Origin of the sequence: Bradyrhizobium genosp. P, assembly GCF_049949265.1 — a bacterium.
Taxonomy (GTDB): Bacteria; Pseudomonadota; Alphaproteobacteria; order Rhizobiales; family Xanthobacteraceae; genus Bradyrhizobium.
Genome location: NZ_CP188195.1, coordinates 8,418,710 through 8,436,837, shown reverse-complemented (window position 1 = coordinate 8,436,837; position 18,128 = coordinate 8,418,710). Strand labels below are relative to the sequence as shown.

General features: G+C 64.6%; 16 protein-coding genes. 2 read left to right on the top strand and 14 right to left on the bottom strand.

All coding sequences use genetic code 11. The annotated features are described in order from the left end of the window. Positions 1–12: 12 nt before the first annotated feature. The 7 genes from ACP2YO_RS40480 to ACP2YO_RS40450 all read right to left on the bottom strand — a co-directional run bounded on the left by ACP2YO_RS40480 (position 13) and on the right by ACP2YO_RS40450 (position 9,135). Entirely contained in the window at positions 13–1,377 is a 1,365-nt protein-coding gene (locus ACP2YO_RS40480) for a M16 family metallopeptidase (protein ID WP_426436773.1), read from the bottom strand. Further along, the gene (locus ACP2YO_RS40475) at positions 1,374–2,762 is read right to left on the bottom strand and encodes a M16 family metallopeptidase (protein WP_426436772.1); all 1,389 of its coding nucleotides are present in this window, start codon (positions 2,760–2,762) and stop codon (positions 1,374–1,376) included. The genes ACP2YO_RS40480 and ACP2YO_RS40475 overlap by 4 nt, the downstream gene beginning before the upstream one ends. A gap of 155 nt (positions 2,763–2,917) precedes the next feature. Then, positions 2,918–3,649 carry a hypothetical protein gene (locus tag ACP2YO_RS40470; protein ID WP_426436771.1) on the bottom strand — a complete coding sequence of 244 codons (732 nt, stop codon included), beginning with the start codon at positions 3,647–3,649 and terminating at the stop codon, positions 2,918–2,920. Positions 3,650–3,751: 102 nt separating this feature from the next. Next, positions 3,752–4,225 (bottom strand): signal peptidase II, encoded by a 474-nt coding sequence (gene lspA, locus ACP2YO_RS40465; protein WP_426436770.1) that lies wholly within the window; start codon positions 4,223–4,225, stop codon positions 3,752–3,754. A 20-nt stretch (positions 4,226–4,245) separates the two neighbouring features. Beyond that, positions 4,246–7,284 carry an isoleucine--tRNA ligase gene (ileS, locus tag ACP2YO_RS40460; RefSeq protein WP_426436769.1) on the bottom strand — a complete coding sequence of 1,013 codons (3,039 nt, stop codon included), beginning with the start codon at positions 7,282–7,284 and terminating at the stop codon, positions 4,246–4,248. Between the two features lie 322 nt (positions 7,285–7,606). Continuing rightward, entirely contained in the window at positions 7,607–8,134 is a 528-nt protein-coding gene (locus tag ACP2YO_RS40455; protein WP_426443441.1) for a sugar O-acetyltransferase, read from the bottom strand. Positions 8,135–8,151: 17 nt separating this feature from the next. Then, positions 8,152–9,135, bottom strand: coding sequence for a bifunctional riboflavin kinase/FAD synthetase (locus ACP2YO_RS40450; RefSeq protein ID WP_426436768.1), 984 nt, complete (start codon positions 9,133–9,135; stop codon positions 8,152–8,154). Between the two features lie 215 nt (positions 9,136–9,350). On the opposite strand from ACP2YO_RS40450, the gene ACP2YO_RS40445 reads away from it, so the two are divergent. Beyond that, entirely contained in the window at positions 9,351–9,746 is a 396-nt protein-coding gene (locus ACP2YO_RS40445; protein ID WP_016844467.1) for a response regulator, read from the top strand. A 372-nt stretch (positions 9,747–10,118) separates the two neighbouring features. Here the strand turns inward: ACP2YO_RS40445 and ACP2YO_RS40440 are convergent, their stop codons facing one another. From ACP2YO_RS40440 to uvrC, 7 genes are all read right to left on the bottom strand, one after another. Continuing rightward, the gene (locus tag ACP2YO_RS40440; RefSeq protein ID WP_426436767.1) at positions 10,119–10,973 is read right to left on the bottom strand and encodes a TIGR01459 family HAD-type hydrolase; all 855 of its coding nucleotides are present in this window, start codon (positions 10,971–10,973) and stop codon (positions 10,119–10,121) included. 15 nt (positions 10,974–10,988) lie between these two features. Continuing rightward, positions 10,989–12,419: an EAL domain-containing protein gene (locus ACP2YO_RS40435; RefSeq protein ID WP_426436766.1), complete on the bottom strand. Its 1,431-nt coding sequence runs from the start codon at positions 12,417–12,419 to the stop codon at positions 10,989–10,991. Between the two features lie 152 nt (positions 12,420–12,571). Beyond that, a complete protein-coding gene (prmB, locus tag ACP2YO_RS40430; RefSeq protein ID WP_426436765.1) occupies positions 12,572–13,531 on the bottom strand; it encodes a 50S ribosomal protein L3 N(5)-glutamine methyltransferase in 960 nt (319 codons plus the stop codon). After that, positions 13,531–13,998: a molybdenum cofactor biosynthesis protein MoaE gene (locus ACP2YO_RS40425; protein WP_426436764.1), complete on the bottom strand. Its 468-nt coding sequence runs from the start codon at positions 13,996–13,998 to the stop codon at positions 13,531–13,533. Before ACP2YO_RS40425 ends, prmB begins: the two co-directional genes overlap by 1 nt. A 67-nt stretch (positions 13,999–14,065) precedes the next feature. Further along, on the bottom strand, positions 14,066–14,317 hold the full coding sequence (moaD, locus tag ACP2YO_RS40420) for a molybdopterin converting factor subunit 1 (RefSeq protein WP_426436763.1): 252 nt from the start codon (positions 14,315–14,317) through the stop codon (positions 14,066–14,068). Beyond that, positions 14,314–14,928 carry a CDP-diacylglycerol--glycerol-3-phosphate 3-phosphatidyltransferase gene (gene pgsA, locus ACP2YO_RS40415; RefSeq protein ID WP_426436762.1) on the bottom strand — a complete coding sequence of 205 codons (615 nt, stop codon included), beginning with the start codon at positions 14,926–14,928 and terminating at the stop codon, positions 14,314–14,316. Before pgsA ends, moaD begins: the two co-directional genes overlap by 4 nt. 91 nt (positions 14,929–15,019) lie before the next feature. Beyond that, a complete protein-coding gene (uvrC, locus tag ACP2YO_RS40410; protein ID WP_426436761.1) occupies positions 15,020–17,143 on the bottom strand; it encodes an excinuclease ABC subunit UvrC in 2,124 nt (707 codons plus the stop codon). 262 nt (positions 17,144–17,405) lie between these two features. Between uvrC and ACP2YO_RS40405 the strand changes: the two genes are divergently transcribed. Continuing rightward, positions 17,406–18,029, top strand: a complete 624-nt coding sequence (locus ACP2YO_RS40405) for an outer membrane protein (protein WP_426436760.1) — start codon at positions 17,406–17,408, stop codon at positions 18,027–18,029. The last annotated feature ends 99 nt before the right edge of the window (positions 18,030–18,128 follow it).

The following is an 18,128-nucleotide window of genomic DNA, read 5'->3' as shown; positions in this document are numbered from 1 at the left end:
GTGTGTAGAAACTCAGTTCGACTTCGGCGCCGCCGCTGCCGGCTGGGCGGCGGCCTGTGGGGCGCGGCCGACGATGACGGTGAGCAGGCCTTCGCCCCAGAGCTTCTTCGCGACCCGCTTGGTATCGTCAAGCGTTACCGCGTCGACGATGGCGTTGCGCTTCTCGATATAGTCGATCGGCAACTTGTCGAGCTGGTATTGCAGCATCGCCTGCGCCAGCTTGGAGGAGGTGTCGAGCGCCAGCATCTGCGAGCCCTTGAGGTAGGACTTCGCCTCGTCGAGTTCCTGCTGCGTCGGGCCTTCCTCGGCGATGCGGCGGATTTCCTTCTCGATCGCATCGACGGTCTCGCCGGCGCGATCGGCACGGGTGCCGGTGTTGCCGATGAACAGCGAGGAGTGATCCATCCAGAGCAGCGCTTCATAGATCGAATAGGCCAGCCCGCGCTTCTCGCGCACTTCCCTGTAGAGCCGCGACGAAAGGCCGCCGCCGCCGAGAATGTGATTCACCACATAGGCGGCCATGAAATCCGGGTCGTGCCGGTTGATGCCGGGGCCGCCGAAGGTGACGACGGTCTGCGGCACGTCGAGCGGGATGAAGGCGCGCTGCGGCGGCCTGGTCGCCACGACATCGGGAACCGGCGTCAGCTCGGCCTTGGCCGGCAGGCTGCCGAAGGTCTTGTCGAGCAGCTTGCCCAACGTATCGGGATCGACGTCGCCGACCACGGCGATACGCAGCGTATCCCTGGCGATGATCCGGCGCGCATAGTCCTTCAGGTCGGCGATCTCGATCTTCGGCACGCTGTCCAGCGTGCCGGTGGCCGACCTGCCATAGGGATGGTCGCCGAACGCGACTTCGAGGAACTTGCGGCCCGCCAGCGAAGAGGGATTGGTCGATTCACGGCGCAGGTTCGAGATCACCTGGCCGCGGATGCGCTCGACATCGACCGGCTCGAAATGCGCCGATGTCAGCGCCATCCGCAACAAATCGTAGGCTTCGTCCTTATTGTCCTTGAGCATGCGAAGCGAGCCGCGGAAGTGATCGCGCGCCGCGGCGAAGCTCAACTCGATGGCGCGGCGGTCGAGCCGCTCATGGTAGGCGTTGGAGTTGAGATCGCCTGAGCCTTCATCGAGCAGGTCGGCGACCAGATTGCCGACGCCGGGCTTGCCGGCCGGATCCTGGCTCGCGCCGCCGCTGAAGGCATACTCCATCGCGATCAGGGGCACGGTCGCGTCCTGCACGAACCACGCCTCGATGCCGCCGGGCGATACCAGCTTCTGGATCTTGGCCGCGGCCTGCGAAGGCGCCGATGTCAGCGTCAGCATCGCGGCGCAGGCGCTGCCGATCAGTGCCGCGCGGCGGGTGAGGGAATAGGTCACGAGCGCTTCTCCTCGCGTTTCGGCGCAGTATCCTTGATCAGATAGCCGGTCACCGAGCGCTTCTTGTCGAGCCATTTGGCGGCGGCGTCGCGCACCTGCGCGGCGGTGACGGCGCGGATGCGGTCCGGCCAGCTCCTGATATCGTCGATGCTGAGACCGGTGGTAAGTGCCCCGCCATACCAGCGCGCCAGCGTCGCCTGATTGTCCTGGGCGTAGATCGCTTCGGCAATCAGCTGGGTCTTGACCCGCTCGAGGTCCTCGGCCTTCGCGGTATTCTGCGCGAGGTCGGCGATCACCTTGTCGATCACATCCTCGATCTGCGCGAACTCGACGCCTTGCTTCGGCGTCACCGAGATCGAGAACTGCGACGGATCGAGTGCCGTGCCCTGGTAGCCGGCGCCGGCTGAGATCGCCAGGCCCTTGTCGAGCACCAGCGCGCGGTAGAGATAGGAGTTGGCGCCGCCGCCCATCAATTGCGCGAGCACATCGAGCGCGGGGCTTTCGCCTGCTGCGGCGGTCGTGGCCGACGGCACCAGGTAATAGCGGCGCAGCCCGGGCTGTTCGACGCGCGGATCCGACAGCGTCACGGTGCGCGGCGCCACCGGCGTCGGCTCCTGCGGCCGGATACGTTTTTCAGGGATCGAATGCTGCGCCGGGATCGGGCCGAAATTCTTCTCCACCAGCGGGCGGATGTCCTTGATGTCGACGTCGCCGGCGATGACCAGGATCGCGTTGTTCGGGGCGTAGAAGCGCCGGTAGAACGCGAGCGCATCCTCGCGGTCCAGCTTTTCAATCTCCTGGTGCCAGCCGATCACTGGGCGGCCATAGGGATGGTTGAGATACAGCGCGGCCATGATCTGCTCGGTCAGCCGCGCATCCGGATTGTTGGCGACGCGCATGTTGTATTCTTCCAGCACGACATCGCGCTCGGGCAGCACGTTCTCGTCCTTGAGGACGAGGCCGGTCATGCGGTCGGCCTCGAACTCCATCATGGAGGCGAGCTGCTCGCGCGGCACGCGCTGGAAGAAGCCGGTGTAGTCGGTCGAAGTGAACGCGTTCTCATTGCCGCCGACCCGCAGCACCGTCTGCGAGAACTCGCCGGCCGGGTGCTTGGCGGTGCCCTTGAACATCAGATGCTCGAGGAAATGCGCGAGTCCGGATTTGCCTGGCGTCTCGTCGGCGGAGCCGACCCTGTACCAGATCATCTGCGTCACGACGGGCGTGCGGTGATCGGGGATCACCACGACCTGCAGGCCGTTATCGAGTGTGAAGCTGGCGGGGCGTTCGGAGGTAACCGTGGTCTGGGCGCGGAGGCCGCTGCTCGACAGCGAGATCGTGGAAACGAGGGCGGCAGCGAAAAGGGCAGTCGCTCGGCGTAAGGGCATCATGATCCTTATGGAAGCCCGGACACGCGGTCGGGGCGCGAAAGCATGGCATCCTACACGGGACTGCCCATGCCTGATGTCACGAAGCAGGGAGACACGCGCCACCCCGCATTAAGCTTTGCTCACGTGAGGCCGGGCCGGTGGAGGTCACGCAACTACTGGATCGGCTTGCCGGTCATGGTGTCGTATTGGCCCTCTTTCACCAGCGGCTTCTGCGGCCCGGTGCCATAGGCGAAGTTCGACGACGGCGTCTGGTAGCCCACAGGGGGCTCGGTCAAGCTTTCGCGCGGCGGCTCACCCTTGAACGGTGCAGACTCGGCGCTGTTGCCCTTGAAGATGCCGAGTAGACCACCCTTGTAGCCGAGCTGTTCCGGCATCAGCGAAGGGTTCTTGGCCACGCCGGGCTCCAGCGGCTCCTTGCTGCTTTCGGTGGCAGTCTGCTGCTTCCTGCCTGCTTCAATCTCGGCCGGCGTGAGCGGCTGCCCCTCTTGCCATGGCTCCTTCTTCTTGACTTCCTTCTTCCGCGCCTCGATCGCAGCCTTGCGCCTGGCGACGTCAGGATCCTTCGGCCAGTTCGGCGCATTGGCCTGGGTAGCGGAGGCCGGCGGCGGCAGGTCGAGTTTCGGCGGAACTACCAGCGGGGAGCGCTCGCGGTATTCGATGCCCTTGCTCGTCGCGCTCTTGGCGCCGAGCCCCGACATCAGATTGTCGATGATCCGCTCTTCGAAGGTCATGCCATCGTCGTCATCGTCATCGTCGCCGGCGCGCACCGGGCCGGCCGACATGACCAATCCGATGCCTGCCGCAACGAACGCCAGTCGCAGGCCGCGCATCAGCGTCAGCCGCGAGGTCCAGGTCAGGTAACCGCTGATATCGGTGTTGCGCATCGCGCTCTTCCCATCTCAAATTTCGGCAAAGCGTTCACTGGCTTAGGCACAGTTCCGCTGCATGCAGCCTGTCTACTGCCGACCGGCTCGTATCGGCCGGGATCAGGGCGCTTTTGCGGCGGGTACCCCCAGGAACGAATCATACAACAGGGCTGCTACACCGGCAACGATGGCCGCATCGGCGAGGTTAAACACATACCAATTGAAGGTATTTTCCCCGATCCGGATGTGAAACAGGGCAAAATCGACCACTGCCCCATAGGCGAAGCGGTCGATCCCGTTGCCGATGGCGCCGCCGATGATCAGGCCAAGCGCGACCGTGGCAAGCAGGGTCCGCGACCGCGCCATCCAGATTGCCAGCGCGATCACGGCGGCGGCCTTGACCGCCATCAGAAGGATCTGTGCCGCCGGGCTCTCGCTCTGAAACCAGCCGAAGCTGATCCCCGGATTCAAGGCCAGCACCAGGTCGAAGAACGGCGTCACCCGCACCGCGCCGAGATGGGCGATGTCAAGCACGTGCAGCAGCCACAGCTTGGAGCCCTGATCGACGATCAGGGTCGTGATCGCCGCGAGCACGCCGGCACGGTGCGGGGAGGTCAAGCGGTGACCCCCAGCGCCTTCCACTCGCGCAGCGCCAGCGCGTCGCGCGGCGAGACGTCGGGATATTCGGGGTCCTCGCCGACCGTGGGCAGGATCTTCCACGAGCGCGCGCATTTCGTGCCAACCGCTTTCTCCACCACTACGGCGACGCCGGGCACGGCGTCCAGACGGAACGCATTGGCGGGCGCCTCGCCCTCGCGCACCTCATAGTTCGAGGTGATGCAGATTTCGGCGAGGTCGACGTCGAACAGCGTTGCCAGCGTATCCCGGTCAGCGATGTAGATGACCGGCGAGGCCTCCAGCGACGAGCCGATATTCTTGGCGGCGCGTTCGAGCTCGAGCGCGCCGGTGACGACACGGCGCACGTTGCGGATCGTCTCCCATTTCGCGGCGAGGGCGTCGTCGCGGAACTGCTCGAGATTGTCCGTGAACAACGTCAGGTGCACCGACGGCTCGGCGTCCGGGCGGTACATCCGCCATGCCTCGTCCGTCGTGAAGCTCAGCACCGGCGCAAGCCACCGCAGGATCGCGTCACACAGCACGTCGATCGTGGTCAGCGCCGCCTTGCGTGCCACCGAGGACGGCGGATCGCAATACAGCGTGTCCTTGCGGATATCGAAATAGAACGCCGACAATTCGGTGTTCATGAAGGCGGAGAGGCTTGCGATCACCGTCTTGTAATCGAATTCGGCATATGCCTTGCGGATGGTCTCCGCCTGTCCCGCAAGCCCGTGCAGCATCAGCCGCTCCAGCTCGGGCATGTCGGCAGTGGCGACCTTCTCGCTGGGCTTGAAGTGGTGCAGCGTGCCGAGCATCCAGCGGATCGAGTTGCGCAGCTTGCGGTAGGTCTCGATCGTGTTCTTCAGGATCTCCGGACCGATGCGCTGGTCATCGGCATAGTCGGTGGCGCAGACCCACAGCCTGAGGATGTCGGCGCCGGAATCCTTGATCACCTTCTGCGGCTCGACCGTGTTGCCGAGCGACTTCGACATCTTGCGGCCGTTCTCGTCCAGCGTGAAGCCGTGGGTCAGCACGATGTCGTAAGGAGCGCGGCCACGCGTGCCGGCACTCTCCAGCAGCGAGGAGTGGAACCAGCCGCGATGCTGATCGCTACCTTCCAGATACATCACGGTATCGTCGCCGCCGTCGATCTTGCGGACGATGTGGCCGAGATTGGGGAAGTTCTGCCGGTCTTCCAGTACGAACGCATGCGTGGAGCCGGAATCGAACCAGACGTCGCAGATGTCGTCGACTTTCTTCCAGTCCTCGGACGAACGTTTCCCGAGGAAGCGTTCGCGGGCGCCTTCCATGTACCAGGCGTCGGCGCCTTCCTCCATGAATGCCTCGGCGATGCGCTGGTTGACGACCTCGTCCTGCAGGATCTCGGCCGAGCCGTCGCCCGCCTCGCGCACGAACACGGCGATCGGCACGCCCCAGGCGCGCTGGCGCGAGATCACCCAGTCGGGGCGGTTTGCGATCATGCCGTTGATGCGGTTCTGGCCCGCCGGCGGCACCCATTGCGTCACCGAGATCGCATGCAGCGCGCGGGCGCGCAGCGTGTCGCCCTTCCTGGCGTGGCCGTCGTCCACGATGGGTTTGTCCATCGCGATGAACCATTGCGGCGTGTTGCGGAAGATCACCGGTTTCTTGGAGCGCCAGGAATGCGGATACTGGTGCTTGAGCCGGCCGCGCGCGAGCAGCATGCCACGCTCGATTAGCGCCTTGATCACGGCCTCGTTGGCGTCACCCTTTTCGCCCTTGTCGTTGAGCACGCGCTTGCCGGTGAAGCCCGGGGCCTGTGCGGTATAGGCGCCGTTCTCGTCGACGGTGTAGGGGATCGCGGTGTTGATGCCGCGCTCGTCGAGTTCGCGCGCCATCGCTGTCCAGACGTCGAAGTCCTCGCGGCCATGGCCGGGGGCCGTATGCACGAAGCCGGTGCCGGTATCGTCGGTGACGTGGTCGCCGGCGAGCATCGGTACATTGAATTGATATCCGGCGTTAAAGTCCGCGAGTGGATGCCTGTAAACGTAAGCCGCCAATGTCTCTGCAGAAACGTCGTCGACCCTTGTAAAAGAGGTTACGCGGGCTTGCTTGAAGACTTCGGGAGCTAACTTGTCCGCGAGGATCAGGAAGTCGTTCGGTTTGGCCCAATTGTCCGCGGGAGCGTCCACAACGCGATAAAGACCATACGAGATTTTGGGCGAGAAGCTAATCGCGCGATTACCTGGGAGTGTCCAAGGCGTCGTCGTCCAGATAACGACTGACGTATTTTCCGGCAGCATCGGGTGGTACGTGAGTTTCTGCCCAGGGCTGACACTCTGCATAGGAATGTGCTTGACCGGGAATTTCACCCATACCGTATCCGAAGTGTAATCCTCATACTCGACCTCGGCCTCAGCGAGCGCGGTCTTCTCGACCACGCTCCACATCACCGGTTTCGAGCCGCGATAGAGCGTGCCGTTGGCGGCGAACTTCATCAGCTCGCGCGCGATCTGGGCCTCGGCCGGATAGCTCATCGTCTCGTAGGGATGGTCCCAGTCGCCGATGATACCGAGCCGCTTGAACTCCTCGCGCTGCACGTTGATCCAGTGCGTTGCATAGACGCGGCATTCCCTGCGGAATGCGACCATCGCGGCGGAGTCACGGAAATCCGGCTTCTGCTTGCCCTTGGAGCGGTAATTCTCCTCCTCGATCTTCCATTCGATCGGCAGGCCGTGGCAGTCCCAGCCCGGCACGTAGTTGGAGTCGAAGCCGAGCATCTGCTGGCTCTTGGTCACGACGTCCTTGAGGATCTTGTTCAGCGCATGCCCGATATGGATGTGGCCGTTGGCATAGGGCGGGCCGTCATGCAGCACGAATTTGGCGCGGCCCTCGGCGGACTGGCGGAGTTTCTCGTAGAGGCCGATCTCGTTCCAGCGCTTCAGGATCTCCGGCTCGCGCTGGGGCAGGCCGGCGCGCATCGGGAAATCCGTCTGCGGCAAATAGAGGGTCTTGGAATAGTCGTTGGCGTCGGTCTTTTGCGGCTTGTCGGACATAAAGGCTCTGATTTTGGCAGGAGAGGGCGCGGAAACGCGGTCGATCGCGGTGAAACGAGGACATCCCGGTCTTGCGCCGAGCCTGGAGGCTCAGGCGGAAGCCGGGCCGCTAATCCGTATGATGCGCCGCGAAAACATGGCGTTTTCCATAGCAGCCGGGCGGGAAATCGCAAAGCCCCCGGTTTCCCGCAAACCGGACCGCGGGAGGCCGCCAAAGCACCATGAGATTAGGTCGAACGGCAACCCAAAGGAGGAGGTGTGCTCCCTCTCCCGCAAGCAGCCAGTCTGCCGCACGACCGATTCAACGTGACTTCGTCACGCGCTAGCCGGGCCGCGGCCGGGCCGGATTTCCCGCCACCGTTGCGCCCGGCGCGACGTCCCGCGTGACGACGCTTCCGGCACCGACCAGCGCGCCGTCACCGATCGTGACGCCGGGCAGGATGATGGCACCGCCGCCGATCCAGACGTCGCTGCCGATCCGGATCGGGCGGCCGAATTCGAGGCCGGTGCGCCGGGTTTCGGCGTCGCGCGGATGGTCGGCGGTATAGATCTGGACCGCGGGGCCGATCTGGGTGCGATCGCCGATCACGACCTCGACGACGTCGAGGATCACGCAATTGAAGTTGAGGAACACGCCGTCGCCGAGGCTGATGTTGGTGCCGTAGTCGCAGAAGAACGGCGGGCGGATCACGGCGTCCTTGCCGACCCGGCCGAGGCGTTCGCAGAGCAGGGCGTATCGTTCGGAGATCGGCGATGCCAGCGCCGCATTGTAGCGCGCCATCCACGTCTTCGCCGCGGCCTGATCGGCGGCGAGTTCATCGTCCGTGCGATAGAGTTCGCCCGCGAGCATTTTTTGCTTTTCGGTCTTCAAGCAATCACTCCGAGTTTCGGAAACGCGTCCGGCGCCGCGGCCAGGGCCGCGCGCGCGGTGGCGCTGTCGTCGTCCATCTGGCGTATCAACGCCTCGATGGTGTCGAATTTCAGCTCGTCGCGAATGAAACTGATGAAGGCGACGTCGAGGACCTTGCCGTAGAGATCGCCCTTGAAATCGAACAGGAACACCTCGAGCAGCGGCGCGCCATTGTCGAAGGTCGGGCGGCGGCCGAAGCTCGCGACGCCGTCGAACCGCATCTGGTCGTTTCCCTGGCCGAGACCGACCCGCACGGCATAGATGCCGTGCTTGAGCCCGCAATGCTTATCTAGCCGCATATTGGCGGTGGGATAGCCGAGATCGCGGCCGCGTTTCTCGCCATGGATCACCTCGCCGGTGACGAACCACGGCCCGCCCAGCATGGTGGCGGCGTCCGCGATCTGGCCTTCGGCAAGCGCCATGCGGATGGCGCTTGATGATACCGGGCGTTCCTCGATGTCGACATGGGCCTGCACGTCGACCTCGATGCCGAGTCGTGGCGCCTCACTGACGAGCAGGCTCGGCGAGCCGACCCGGCCCTTGCCGAAATGGAAGTCGTAGCCGACCGCGATTCCGCTGATGCCGAGCCGGCCGATCAGATCGTGATGAATGAAATCCTGCGCCGAGGTGCCGGCACGTGACTTGTCGAAGGTCATGACCACGGCGCCGGAGAGTCCGGTCGCTGCGAGAAGCCGCAACTTGTTGGTCTCGTCCGTGAGACGGAATTGCGGGCTGTTCGGGCTGAAGAAGCTGCGCGGATGCGGCTCGAAGGTCACCGCCAGCGCCGGCCTGCCATGGGTCTTGCCCATTGCGAGCGCCGCACCGATCACGGCGCGGTGGCCGAGATGGACGCCGTCGAAATTGCCCATCGCGACCACGGCGCCCTTCGGGATCGCGCTGTCAGGGGTGTTGTCGCGGATAACGGTAAAGCCAGTGCTCATGTCAGGGTTCTTCAAGGATTCTTAAGCATGATCGTTGCAGCCGGACGGTGACGTGCCGGCGGCTTGGAAGTCAAGCGGGCGAAAAATCGCGTCAAATCCGTAACAATCCGGTTCCTGCGGGTTAACGCGCTGTTTAACGCCTGCTGCTAGTCCTTGGCGGAGAGTTGCAGATCGCGCAGAAGCGTAATTGCGTTAGCGTCGTTTGGGGGAAGAAGATGGCGGTTGATTTGTCCATGCCGGTTCTGGTCGTTGATGACTACAGCACCATGATCCGCATCATCCGGAATCTTCTCAAGCAGCTCGGCTTCGAGAACATCGACGACGCCTCCGACGGCTCGGCGGCGCTGAACAAGATGCGCGGCAAGAAATACGGCCTGGTGATCTCCGACTGGAACATGGAGCCGATGACTGGCTACGACCTGCTCAAGGAAGTCCGCGCCGATCCCAATCTCGCCACCACGCCCTTCATCATGATCACGGCGGAATCCAAGACCGAGAACGTGATCGCGGCCAAGAAGGCCGGCGTGAACAACTACATCGTCAAGCCGTTCAACGCCGCCACGCTGAAGACCAAGATCGAGGCGGTGTTTCCGGACATGGCGACGGCGTAACACGCCCCCTCATATCGACGGAAATTCTCGTCATGCCCGGGCTTGTCCCGGGCATTTGCGTCTTTGCGCGATTTCGGAATATTGGAAGAATATCCGTGAGTTGCCCGACGTGTCAAATTGATGGGTCGAACGTCGGCGGCCGCCGCCGGCTACTTTGCATGGGGTTGTTTTCGATATTTTGGCCGCGCGCGCCTTCACCTCGCCCCGCTTGCGGGGAGAGGTCGCCGCGAAGCGGCGGGTGAGGGGGACTCACCGCGCACTCACGTCTCTCGAGTTTGCGGAGACAGCCCCTCACCCCAACCCTCTAAGAGCGAGCTTCGCTCGTCTCGACCCCGTGAAGAACGGGGCGAGGGAGCTGAGCCGTTTTTGCTGCTACCACTTCAGCTCGCGCATCAGCGCGCGGGGCGGATGACCGAACAATTCCTTCACCGAGGCCGGATCGAGCTGCTCGATGCCCTCGAATTCGTCGGAATGGATGCCCCGGGTGATGAACAGCAGATCGATACCGAAGCCATGGGCGCCGGCCAGATCGGTGCGCACGGAATCGCCGATCGCCAGCACGCGGCTCAGCTCGGTCGAACGTCCGCGGCGCTCAGTGGCCAGCGCCATGGCGCGCTCATAGATCGGCCGGTGCGGCTTGCCGTAGAAAATCACCTCGCCGCCGAGCTCACGATAGAGTTCGGCAATGGCGCCGGCACAGTAGATCAGCCGATCGCCGCGCTCGACCACGATGTCCGGATTGGCGCAGACCAAGGTGAGCTTGCGCTCGAGCGCCTTCGTCAGCATGTCGCGATAGTCTTCGGCGGATTCGGTCTCGTCGTCGAACAGGCCGGTGCAGATGATGTAATCGGCCTGCTCCAGCGGCACCATGGTGGTGTCGAGGCCGCGATGGATCGAGCTGTCGCGCTCCGGGCCGATCCAGAAGATCTTCTGGCCGGGATGCTCGGCGACGAAATGACGAGTCAGGTCGCCCGAAGAGACGATGGCGTCATAGGTCTCGTCGGCGACGCCGAGCTTGCGGAGTTGCCGCTGCACGGAATCGGCCGGCCGCGGCGCATTGGTGATCAGGATGACGGTGCCGCCCTGCTGGCGGAAATTATGCAGCGCCTCGCAGGCCTCCGGGAAGGACTCAAGTCCGTTATGCACGACGCCCCAGATATCGGACAGCACGACGTCGACGCCACCGACGAGGTCGCGCAGCCGCTCCTCGAATCGAAGCGACGTCATGGCCGGAAAAGCCCATCAGGTGGGACCGACGGCGCGGCGCGCCAGTGCGGCATTGCCGGTTGCGCGTGGCGGCTGCTCCATGGCGGAGCTGGAGACTGGTGCTGAATTGCTGGCGCCATTGAGGTCCTGTGGCTTGGTCTGGGGAGCCTCGGCGGTAGCAGATGCCCCCTCCGGCCGCAACGGCCGCGGCGGCGCGAACAGGAAGCCCTGGCCGAACCGGACGTCATAGTCGAGCAGGTCGACCACGGCGCGCTCGCCCTCGATCTTTTCGGCGATCAGGTCGATGCCGTAGCGGCCGAGGAGGTCGGAGAGGTCGGAGGGATGGATGTCGGTGGCCGCGCTCTGCTTGGGATCGAGCAACAGCGTGGCCGGCACCTTGATGAAGCGGACGCCGCGCTCGGCGAGCTCGCGCGGCTCGATGCGAAGGTCGCTGACATGGTCGATCGAGAAGCGATAGCCGCGTTGCGATAGCGCGGCGAGATTGTCGCTCTCGGTCGGGCCAAGATTGCGGAACGTCGCCTGCTTGAACTCGAGCACGAAGGAGGGCGCCAGCGCGCGGTTGGCTTCGAGGAAGTCCAGGCACTGGGTGAAATTGGCAGGATTTGCCAGCGTCGCGGCGGAGACATTGCAGAACACGCCGACATCCTTGTTGCGTACCATCAGGCGGCGCAGCACCTGGACACAGCGCAGCATCACCATGTGGTCGATGCGGCCGATCAGGCCGCCGGCCTCGGCGACGCCGATGAAGTCGTCGGCAGCAAGGATCTGGTCGCGCTCGTCGCGCAGCCGCGACACTGCCTCGTAGTAGCGCACCTTGCGCTGCGGCAGCGTCACCATTGGTTGCAGGTAGATGTCGAGGCGGTTCTCCTCGATGGCGGTCTTCACCGCGTTCAGGAGTTGGCCCCCGCTACGCGCGATCGCGGCGGCCGGCGCTGGCCGAGGCGCCACGGCCACGGTCGGGGCCGGAGCAGCGGTCGGTGTCGGAGGGGGGGACTGCAGCAGGTCGTCTCGCAGCAGTCCGGAAGGCGATGCCATCGGGCCTGCCGCCAGCAGATCTTCCTGGCTGGCCACGGAGGCCGCGAGTTGCTTCACCAGCACGCCAAGCTCGTTGATCTCGCCGGCCATCGCCTGCAACCGGTCGGAGCCGGTGGAGTTGGCCGACGTCACACGGCCCTCGACCGCGGCCAGCCGGCGGCCGAATTCGGCGACCTGACGGGCGAGGTCGGCGGTGCCGCGCGACAGATCCGCGATCTGGCCGCCGACGTCGCTGCGGTCGCGCAGCCGCATCGAGACCGCGTTGTAGAGGATCAGGAAGGTGAGGGCGGTGAGCGCCACGATCGCCGATTCCGATCCGCTGATACCCGCCACCGAATACAGGACGAAGCCGAGCGAGGCTGCGACCAGCACCATGCAGATGGCGATGAAAATCGTCGAAATGCGAATCATGTCGCGCGCGGTGCTCTCCAGACGGCGGTAACCTTAGCATCAATGTTGATTCGACGGGCCAGCGTTCTTTGGAACCGGCTGGAACTGCACACGATTTTCGCGCGAAGCCCCGGGAGCGAGCGGTCGGGCGGCCCAGCGCTCGACGCGCCGGATCAGAGGTCCGCGGCGGCGATCCAGAACACCTCGCCGTCGGAATCCTCGGTGTCGAGCCAGAGCAGCGGCAGGTCCGGACAGGCGGCTTCGAGCGTGTCGCGGCCGCGTCCGATCTCGCAGAGCAATCCGCCCTGCGGGGTCAAATGTTGCTTGGCTCCATCCAGGATACGGTGGACGATATCGAGCCCGTCGGCGCCACCGTCGAAGGCCAGCTTGGGCTCGGCGCGGCACTCGCGCGGCAGCGCCGCCATGCCCTCGGCGTCGACATAGGGCGGGTTGGAAATGATGAGGTCGTAGCGCGTGTCGCCGAGCGGCTTGAACAGGTCGCCGCGATGCAATGTCAGGCGATCCCCGAGACCGTGGTCGGCGACGTTGCGTTCGGCGACCTCGATCGCGCCTCTTGAAATGTCGACCGCGTCGACCGCCGCGTAGGGGAAGTTCCGGCTGGCGAGGATCGCAAGGCAGCCGGAGCCGGTGCAGAGGTCGAGCACGCGTCCGACCTCGGTGGGATCGCCGATCAGCGAAGTGCCGTCCTCGTCGCCGCCGAAATGCGAATCCAGCAACTCGCCGATGAAGGAGCGTGGCACGATGGTGCGCTCGTCGACATAGAACGGCAGGCCGCGCATGTAGACCTTGTTGACGAGGTAGGCGGCCGGCTTTCGCGTCGCGATGCGGCGCTCGATCAGATCGAGGATCTGCTTGCCCTCGGCCGCGGTGACGCGTGCGCTGGCGAAGCTCTCGAACTGGTCGGGATGCAGATGCAGCGTCTCGCTGACCAGGAAAGCGGCCTCCGCCACCGGATCGGTGGTGCCGTGCGCGAACACGAGCTTGGCCGCATTGAAGCGGCTGACCGCGTAGCGGACGAAATCGAACAAGGTCTGAAGCTCGCCGGGGGCGACCTTGGGCGGCTTCGGCGCGGCGGGGGTGCGCTTCGCCGGCACGTTGCTGCGTTTGGCCATCAGGATTTGGTCCAGCGCGCGGCGGCCGCATCGTCATGGCCGTGGGCCTCGATCCAGCTGGTGCCGCGCGCGCTTTCCTCGCGCTTCCAGAACGGTGCGCTGGTCTTCAGATAGTCCATCAGGAACTCGGCGGCCTCGAACGCGGCCTGCCGGTGCGCCGAGGCGGTCACGACCAGCACGATGTTCTCGCCCGGCGCGATGCGGCCGAAGCGGTGGATGACGGTGAGGCCCTGCAGCGGCCAGCGCGACAGCGCCTCGTCGGTGTGGCGCTTGATTTCGGCTTCCGCCATGCCCGGGTAATGTTCGAGCATCAGTGCCGCGATCGGCTCACCCTGCTCGCTGCCGCGGCAGATGCCGGAGAAGCTGACGACCGCGCCGATGTCGGTACGGCCCTTGCTCAGCGCAGCGATTTCCTGCGCGACGTCGAAGTCGCCGTCCTGGATGCGGATGGTCGCTGCGGTGGTCATGAAGTCTCTTTTGTCTGGCGCGTTTTCGTCACGCGAACCGGTACCCACTTCGCTTGAAAACGCTGTCTCAGCCTCCGGTCATCGGCGGGAAAAACGCGATCTCTCGGGCGCCCGATATCGCCGCATCCGGTTTGACATGGGCCTGGTCGATCGCGGCGCGGATCACCCTGGGTTTCTCGAAGGCATAGGCGTAGGCATCGCTGCGCGCTGCGAGCCAGCCGATCAGGTCGCTGACGGTGCGAATCTCGGCCGGCGGCTCGACGGTCTCCTCGGCTTTGCCGACCCGCTCGCGCACCCAGGCGAAGTACTTCACCTTCATCCCTCATCCTCCTTGATGAGGTGATGAATGCCGGCGCGGAAATAATCCCAGCCGGTGTAGATCGTGAAGATCGCCGACATCCACAGTAGCGCGATGCCGATCAGGGTGGTCGGCGGGAAAATCTGCTCTCCCGCTTCGCCGGCGATCAGGAAGCCGATCGCCACCAGCTGGATCGTCGTCTTCCATTTCGCCAGCTTGGTGACGGGGACGCTGACCCGCAGGCCGGCGAGGTATTCGCGCAGGCCCGAGACCAGGATCTCGCGGCACAGGATCACGATCGCGGCCCACAGCGTCCAGCCATGGATCGAGTTGTCGGCCGCCAGCATCAATAGGCACGAGGCGACCAGAAGCTTGTCGGCGATCGGATCGAGCATCCGGCCGAAGGCCGACTGCTGGTCCCAGATCCGCGCGTAATAGCCGTCCAGGTAGTCGGTGACCCCGGCGGCGATGAACACGGCCAAGGCCAGCCAACGCAGCCACAACGGGCCGTCCATGATCGATTGCCAATAGACGCAGCCGACCACCACCGGGATCGCAGCGATCCGGGCGTAGGTCAGGATATTCGGGAGGGACATGGACTTGGGCTGTCCCCGGGTCGTGGCGATGTTCATCCGTCTTACCAATACCGCTGAATCGAGAAGGTCAACAGTGCGATCCCAAGATGGCCGCCCTCAGGCGACGCCCTGATGAATCATGCTCCCTTTAACCCGGCTGGGCGTGGAAAAACTCGAAAATTTTGCGGGCGCTCTCGGCGCTGACGCCGGGAACCTTGCCGAGATCGGCGATCGAGGCCCGCTCGATCTCCTTGAGGGTTCCGAAATGATGCAGCAATGCACGTTTGCGCGACGGGCCGATGCCCGGAATCTCCTGCAGGCCGGCCTCCCTTATGTCCTTTTTGCGCAGCTTGCGGTGCGAGCCGATGACGAAGCGGTGGGCCTCATCGCGCAGCCGCTGGATGAAATAGAGCACGGGGTCCCGCGGCTCCAGCTTGATGGCCTCGCGGTCCGGCATGAACAGGGTTTCGCGCCCCGCATCCCGCTCCGGCCCCTTGGCGACGGCCATCAGCGCGACCTGGGTCAGCCCGAGGGTCTGGAAAATATCCCTAACAGCGTTGAGCTGTCCGCGGCCGCCATCGATGATCACGAGATCCGGCCATTGCGGGAACGAATCGTCGTCCGGCTTTTCGTTCGCCTTGGGCTTTGCTGCGTCCTGGGCACCGTCCTTGGCGGCGCCGCCCTCGGGCGGCTTCAACAGGCGCTTGAAGCGCCGCTCCAGCACCTCCCGCATCATCCCGTAGTCGTCGCCGGGCGTCAGCCCCTCGGACTTGATGTTGAATTTGCGGTACTGGTTCTTCATGAACCCGTCGGGACCGGCCACGATCATCGCGCCAACCGCGTTGGTGCCCTGGATGTGGCTGTTGTCGTAGACCTCGATGCGCTTCGGTGCGTGCGGCAGGCCGAGCGTGGTGACCATGGCCTCCAGCAGCCGGCTCTGGGTCGCGGTATCGGCGAGCTTGCGGCCGAGTGCCTCGCGCGCATTGGTGAGGGCGTGGCCGACCAGCTCCTTTTTCTCGCCGCGCTTGGGCACGGAGACCTCGACCTTGGATCCGGCCTTGACCGAGAGCGCGTCGGCGAGCAGGGCGCTTTCCTCGATCTCGTGCGACAGCAGGATCAGCTTCGGCGGCGGCTTGTCGTCGTAGAATTGCGCAAGGAACGAGGCCAGCACCTCCTCCGGCGTGAATGTCTTCTCCGCCCGCGGGAAATAGGCGCGGTTGCCCCAGTTCTGGCCGGTGCGGAAGAAGAACACCTCGACGCAGGAATAGCCGCCGTCCTGGTGGATCGCGAACACATCGGCCTCTTCGACGGTGCGCGGATTGATGCCCTGCTGCGACTGGATCGCCGACAGCGCCGCGAGACGGTCGCGATAGACTGCTGCGGTCTCGAACTCCAGCTCGCCCGACGCCTTCTCCATCTCGGCGGCGAGCAATTGCTTCACCGCGTGGCTGCGGCCCGACAGGAATTCGGTCGCCTCGCGGACCAGCTCGGTGTAGCCGGGGAAATCGATCTCGCGCGTGCAGGGACCGGCGCAGCGCCGGATCTGGTAGAGCAAGCAGGGCCGCGTGCGGCTCTCGAAGAAGCCGTCGGTGCAGGAGCGGATCAGGAACGCGCGCTGCAGCGCCGTGATGGTGCGGTTGACCGCGCCGGCGGATGCGAAGGGGCCGAAATAGCGGCCGGGTCGCGACTGCGCGCCGCGATGCTTGAGGATCTGCGGCGCCCAGTGGTCGCCTGATATCAGGATATAGGGAAACGACTTGTCGTCGCGCAGCTGCACGTTGAAGCGCGGGCGCAGCTGCTTGATCAGATTGGCTTCGAGCAGCAGCGCCTCGGTCTCGGTGGTGGTCGAGATGATCTCGACATGCGTCGTCGCCGCGATCATGCGCAGGATGCGCGCCGGCAGAGGCGCGTTGGGGCGCGCATAGGACGACAGCCGTTTGCGGACGTTCTTCGCCTTGCCGACGTAGAGCACGTCGTTGGCGGTATTTAGCATGCGGTAGACGCCGGGCGACGTCGGCGCGAGGCGGACCGCGTTCTCGATCGCGGCGTGCCCGGTCGCAAGCCGTCCTTCGGCGATCGCCTCGGCCGCATCCTCCGGCGCGTCGGGCAGGCGTGCCTCCTCATCCTCGTCAGTGACGGAGGTTTCGGGATCGACGTCGGCTGCGTCGAGCGCCGGGTCGGGTTGCGCCAATTCTTGCGCCAGATCGGATTTTGAACCGTGCCGCGGCTTTGGCGGGGGCGACGTCGGACGCTCGGGAGAATCGTGAACCATGGCCGTAAATTAAGCGCTGGACGCGGCGGTCGCCAGCGCCGGTGAGGTCGGAAAAAGAAGCCGATTGCAGGAGTTTACCGGTCCCGCGCGCCCGCCGCGAAGTACACGTAACACATTGTTAAGACTGATGAGCGGGCGGTAACCGGCCTTAACAGCCCTTTAACTTAAAACTCTCGATAAACCTTAGCGAAATAAAGTGGAAATCCGTAACCATGCCGGCCGAAGCCGGCCGGTCACGGCAGTTGCGTGGTGGAGAGTACCGATGACCCGGTTGGTTTTGCGTGCGCTGGCACTGATCGCGGCAGGCTGGACGACGTCGGCGGCGGCAGCCGATCTCAACTATGGATCGCCGTACACCGTCCAACAGCCGCTCAATGCCTATAGCTGGGCCGGCCCCTATCTCGGCGGCAACATCGGCTACAATTGGGGTTCGGTCGACAACAACCCGACCAAGCCGTCCGGTTTCACCGGCGGTGTCCAGGGCGGCTACAATTTCCAGAACGGCACCCCCTGGGTATTCGGCATCGAGGCCGACATCCAGGCCAATGCCGCGGACGATACGTTCGCGCCCTGGAAGTTCTCCAATCCGTGGTTCGGCACCGTGCGCGGCCGCGCCGGCTATGCCTTCAACAACGTGCTGTTCTACGCGACCGGCGGTATCGCCTTCGGCGAACTGCGCGGCGAGACCTTCGGTGTGTCGGAGACGCACACCAATGCGGGCTGGACCGTCGGCGCCGGCGCCGAAATGGGCTTTGCCCCGAACTGGAGCGCCAAGATCGAATATCTCTACGTCGATCTCGCCAACAGCAACTTCGCCATCACCGGCGGCGCAGCCAACGGCTACAGCTTCGGCCTGGTCCGCGCCGGCATCAACTATCACTTCTGAGAACAAGAAACCGTCGACCATCAACTCCCGGCTGCGCCATGCGCGGCCGGGTTTCTTTTTGTGCTGACGACTTGGACTACGTCGATGGACTTCCTAGAG